This window comes from Sedimentibacter sp., assembly GCF_033447055.1.
Lineage (GTDB): Bacteria > Bacillota > Clostridia > Tissierellales > Sedimentibacteraceae > Sedimentibacter.
Window position 1 is genome coordinate 1 of record NZ_JAWQJF010000090.1, and the last position, 3196, is coordinate 3196.

Consider the following 3196-nt stretch of genomic DNA (forward strand, 5'->3'; position numbering starts at 1 on the left):
GTGGGCAGTTGAATATATCGAAGATGTTTACAGTCTAGGATTGCTTGATGACTATGAAAGCGAGCTGAAACCTCTGGAAAAATTGACAAGAAAAGAAGTATCTATGATGCTGGAAAATGCTTTCAAAAAAAATATTGAGTATGAAAATTTGGATATCAACACAATTTTTTCCGATTTAACGAACTTAAGCGAAGAAGAAAAACATGCTGTAAAATCAGCATATACAAATGGGCTCATGTCCGGAAAGTATCCAGGATCTTTTTGCCCGTATGATTATTTAAGCAGGGCTGAAGCTGCTGCCATAATGGTAAAAATTTCAGACAAATTAGATCAAGTTGAAATTGAAAATATGAATTAAGAATGGAACGACATTGTCGTTCCATTCTTAATAATTATGGTATGTTATGAAATTTTATGTTATAAATTCTTTCAGATTCGTTTGTTTCAGAGTTATATTTTACAGGAGATTTGTTCTTGTCTAATAAATTTACAATATTATAAACATCGATCCAAATTTCAGCCAACGTTTCTTTTTGAGATTCATCAAAAATCAGCTGCATCCCAAAATGAAGGTGGGGAACATTGATATTGTTGACATTTTCCTTTGTGCTGTAACCAGTCATGCCAAGGTAACCAATAACATCTCCTGCATATACGATATCACCTTCTTTAAGAGATTTAACATAAGGGTGATCTTTCCTTAAGTGAGCGTAATAATAATATCTTTTGTTGTTCAAGCTTCTTATGCCAATTCTCCATCCGCCGTACTGATTCCAGCCTAGTGCTTCTACTCTTCCTGTTTCAACTGCCACAATAGGTGTTCCTATGGAACCCATTAAATCATTGCCAAGATGTGATCTGCTAAAACCATAGCTTCTGGAATTTCCAAAGTCATCATAGTGATTATAATAATAACCGCCGGCTATAGGAGAAAAAGCTTTTAATCCGTATTTTTTTACCCATATTTTTTTACCTGGATTATTTTCATCATCAATTTGTATTTCATAAGGGCCAACCAGTCCCTCTAAAACAGCAGTATAGGCTTCAAAGTAGTAGTCATAATACTTTAAGTTTTCCGTAAGGCTTTCTATACTTTCTCCATTTTTTAACTTATTAATAAGTGTATCCATATCCTTGGACTTGTATCTGGTAAAATTTCCACCATACTTAGTGCCCAGGTATGATAAAATTTCAATCCAGTTTAATTTAACTTCATCATCAATGCTGTTTATGTCGGCTTTCAGTGCTTTGTCCATTGCGCTATATGATACTCTGAAATCAACCCATTTAATGAAACTTTTTTCTTCATTTGCAGATACCGATTGAGCCGAGTTTATAAACATAGAAAAAATCAAAGCTAGAACTAATAAAATTGAAGAGCACAATAATAATATTTTTATATTAATTTTTATAACCATTATTTACCTCTTGTTCTTGATATAATAAATTTTATGCGAAAATAATTATTAATAGAACTTTATGTGCGATTTACTGGAGAAGGTATAAGTTGATAAGAATTTTATTTGTATATATTGTATTTATGTGTTAAGATGAACTGATTGATTGAATGGTTTAATTAGGGAGGACAAATTGAAGTTAAAATTTTGTTCATTGTATAGCGGGAGCAGCGGCAACTGCCAATATATTAAAACAGAAAATACTACGATTCTTGTTGATGCAGGACTTAGCGGAAAAAAAATTCAGCAGGGAATTATAAATATAGGAGAGGATCCTAAGAAAATAGATGCTATATTTATAACTCACGAGCATGTAGATCACATACAGGGAGCAGGTATAATGTCTAGACGTTTAGACGTGCCCATTTATGCCAATGCAAAAACCTGGGAAGCCATGAGCCCTGTCATAGGTAGTATAAAATCCTACAATATTAAAATATTGGATGATTATGCTGAAGTTGGTGATTTAACAGTAAAGGCATTTGACATATCCCATGATGCAGCACATCCCGTGGGTTATAATATTTTTTACAACAATAAAAAAATAAGCTTATTAACAGATACAGGCTGCACAAATGATAATATAATAAACAGCATCATGGATTCGGATTTATTGCTTGTAGAGTCTAATCATGATGAAGATATGGTATTGATAGGCCCTTATCCATGGCCTCTTAAAAGAAGAGTTTTAGGTGAGTTTGGCCATATGTCCAATGAAACGGAAGGACATCTTATTTCCAAGGTTGTTAAAACAGGAACCGAAATAGTCTTGCTTGGACATTTGAGCAAAGAAAATAATTTTCCCCAATTGGCGTATAAAACAGTCGAAAATATATTGAAAGAAAATTTTATAGATGTAAATCCCGGCATATGTCTTGATATGACATACAGAGACAGATCCAGCCGAGTTTATGAAATATAGATAGGTGATTGATATGAAAAATGAAAAAATTATTTATGCATGTTTAGAACATGCAGAGATTGCATTGGATGATTATGTTAATTCTGAAGAGGTTGCCCCTCAAATATTAAAAATACAAGATGAAAATCACAAATGTAGCTACTGCGAAAAAAATGCAGAGTACAAAATTATGGCTTAAGAAAGGATTTACCGTGAACGGTATCCAAAAATTTTTTATTTAAAAAATGCTTGTATTAAACTTTGCAGAGTGCTATAATATATTCGCTATCCTTGCTCCTGGGATTACAGGGGCCAAAGTCCAAAGGGAGGTGACTCAAATGATGAGAAAATACGAAGGCGCTTTTATATTGCTTGCTAACTTAGAAGAGGATGTTAGAAACGCAGAAATTGAAAAAGTAAAAAACATAATTATTGAAAGACAAGGAACAATTGAAAAGGTTAATGAGTGGGGACAGAGAAGACTTGCTTATGAAATCGACAAAAAAAGAGAAGGTTATTATGTTTTTATTGATTTTGCTTCAGAAGCAGACGCTGTTAATGAAATAGACAGAATTTGTAAAATTAGTGACAATTTCATTAGACATATGATTACAGTAGAAGAATAGAATAAAAAAAAAGAGGATAAATTATGAATAGTGTTGTATTAATTGGAAGATTAGCCAGAGATCCAGAGCTGAGATTCATACCTTCTACAGGTATGGCTGTTGCAAAATTTACATTAGCTGTAGATAAATAAATGTAAAAAGATAAGAAACAAGAACTGACATCTCAAGGAAAAAAGACAGCGAATTTTATCAATATAACAGTATTTAGTAAA

General features: G+C 32.5%; 5 protein-coding genes and 1 pseudogene. 5 read left to right on the plus strand and 1 reads right to left on the minus strand.

Features of this window, described 5'->3' with window-relative positions; translation table 11 throughout:
* The coding region (locus SA378_RS06070; protein WP_318525089.1) for an S-layer homology domain-containing protein at positions 1-358 on the plus strand (358 nt) is incomplete at its 5' end.
* Between the two features lie 34 nt (positions 359-392).
* On the opposite strand, the gene SA378_RS06075 is transcribed toward SA378_RS06070, so the two are convergent.
* Positions 393-1418, minus strand: coding sequence for a M23 family metallopeptidase (locus SA378_RS06075; RefSeq protein WP_318525090.1), 1026 nt, complete (start codon positions 1416-1418; stop codon positions 393-395).
* Between the two features lie 172 nt (positions 1419-1590).
* Here SA378_RS06075 and SA378_RS06080 point away from each other — a divergent pair, with 172 nt between their 5' ends.
* From SA378_RS06080 to SA378_RS11655, 4 genes and pseudogenes are all read left to right on the plus strand, one after another.
* Positions 1591-2379, plus strand: coding sequence for an MBL fold metallo-hydrolase (locus tag SA378_RS06080; protein ID WP_318525091.1), 789 nt, complete (start codon positions 1591-1593; stop codon positions 2377-2379).
* Positions 2380-2392: 13 nt separating this feature from the next.
* On the plus strand, positions 2393-2557 hold the full coding sequence (locus SA378_RS06085; protein ID WP_318525092.1) for a CxxH/CxxC protein: 165 nt from the start codon (positions 2393-2395) through the stop codon (positions 2555-2557).
* Positions 2558-2696: 139 nt separating this feature from the next.
* Complete coding sequence (gene rpsF, locus SA378_RS06090) at positions 2697-2984, plus strand: 30S ribosomal protein S6 (protein WP_318525093.1); 288 nt, start codon at positions 2697-2699, stop codon at positions 2982-2984.
* Between the two features lie 23 nt (positions 2985-3007).
* Positions 3008-3112: pseudogene (locus SA378_RS11655) on the plus strand (single-stranded DNA-binding protein); the annotation flags it as partial.
* Positions 3113-3196 lie beyond the last annotated feature (84 nt).